General features: G+C 59.1%; 1 protein-coding gene. It reads right to left on the bottom strand.

Translation table 11 applies throughout. From position 1 onward, the window contains the following. The coding region (locus BC792_RS18210; protein WP_148910443.1) for a protein-disulfide reductase DsbD family protein at positions 1 to 1,549 on the bottom strand (1,549 nt) is incomplete at both ends.

Genomic DNA, 1,549 nt, shown 5'->3' with positions numbered 1-1,549 from the left:
TTCTTCTTAAATGCATCTATTCCCCTCTGCAGGAAATTAGCATAGCTGTCGACGTCGTAGTCGGCGCCGCTCGGAGGCAGCAGCACATTTCCGTCGCCATCGACGATCACGTACAGCGGCTGGGAGTTGCTGTTGAACGTAGCAGCCTGAAAGTCGCTGTTTTTCTTGCCGATGGTGTTGATCTTCTTTCCCGAGTAGGAAGAGACGTACTGCTCCTGCGGCTCGAGTTCGGTGCGGTCGTCAACAAACAGCTCGACCATGACAAACTCATTCTTCAGCAGGGAGGCAACCCCCGGGTCTGTCCATACGTTGGCCTCCATCTTGCGGCAGTTGACACAGTTCCATCCGGTGAAGTCGATGAGCACCGGCCTGCCCAGCTCTTTTGCCGCGGCGAGCCCTTCGCTGTAGTCGTAGTACGGCTCAAAGCCTTTGGGCGTTCCCCTTTCGTGGAAGATCCCGTAATATTTCCGCTGTTTTTTTTCCGTGCCGTTATGGCCGGTCGGGGACGCGGTGCCCGAAGCTGTCACCGAGAGGTCGAAGTCCTGGGTTGCCGAAGGGGGCAGGAATGCCGATATGGACTTCAGCGGGGCGCCCCACATACCGGGCACCATGTATATAACGAAGGCGAACACAACAACTGCCAGCACGGTGCGCGGCACCGAGAGATGCTCCAGCGGGGTATCGTGCGCGAAGCGCACCTTGCCGATCAGGTACAGACCCATCAGTCCGAATATAGCTATCCACAGTGCCAGGAACACCTCCCTGTCGAGCCAGTTCCAGTGGTAGGCCAGATCGACGTTGGAGAGAAACTTGAGCGCCAGGGCCAGCTCCAGGAAGCCCAGCACGACCTTCACGCTGTTGAGCCACCCGCCCGACCTGGGCAGGGACCTGAGCATCGAGGGAAAGAAAGCAAAGAGCACGAACGGTATGGCCAGAGCCACCGAAAAGCCCAGCATGCCCACGGCAGGCCCCAGGCGCTCCCCCTTGGAGGCAGCCTCCACCAGCAGGGTGCCGATGATGGGCCCTGTGCAGGAAAAGGACACCAGCGCCAGGCTGAAGGCCATGAAGAAGAGCCCCAACAGGCCGCCCCGGTCCGACTGTGCATCTATCCTGTTGACAAACGCACTGGGAAGGGTCAGCTCGAAGGCCCCGAAGAAGGAAGCGGCAAACACCACCAGAATAAGGAAGAACACGAAGTTGAACACCCCGTTGGTCGACAGGGCATTGAGCGCATCCGAGCCGAAGGCTATGGTGATAAGCATGCCCAGGGCCACATAGATCACAATGATGAAAAGACCATATAGCAGGGCCTGTGAGATGCCCCTGGCGCGCGACCCGCCCTTCTTGGTGAAGAAGCTTACCGTCAGCGGCACCATCGGGAATATGCAGGGCATGATGAAGGCCGCAAAGCCGCCCAGCAGGCCCGCGATGAAGATGCCCCACAGCGACCGTCTCCCTGCCGCAGCTTCCACCTCCGTTACCGACTCATCGGATGCGGCAGTTTCCCCAACAGTGCTATCGGCGCCATCCGTAAAAACGAGATCGTCCG

Origin of the sequence: Sphingobacterium allocomposti, assembly GCF_008124885.1 — a bacterium.
In the GTDB taxonomy this organism is placed as follows: Bacteria; Bacteroidota; Bacteroidia; order Sphingobacteriales; family Sphingobacteriaceae; genus Sphingobacterium; species Sphingobacterium allocomposti.
This window is presented reverse-complemented; position numbering and strand designations above follow the sequence as displayed.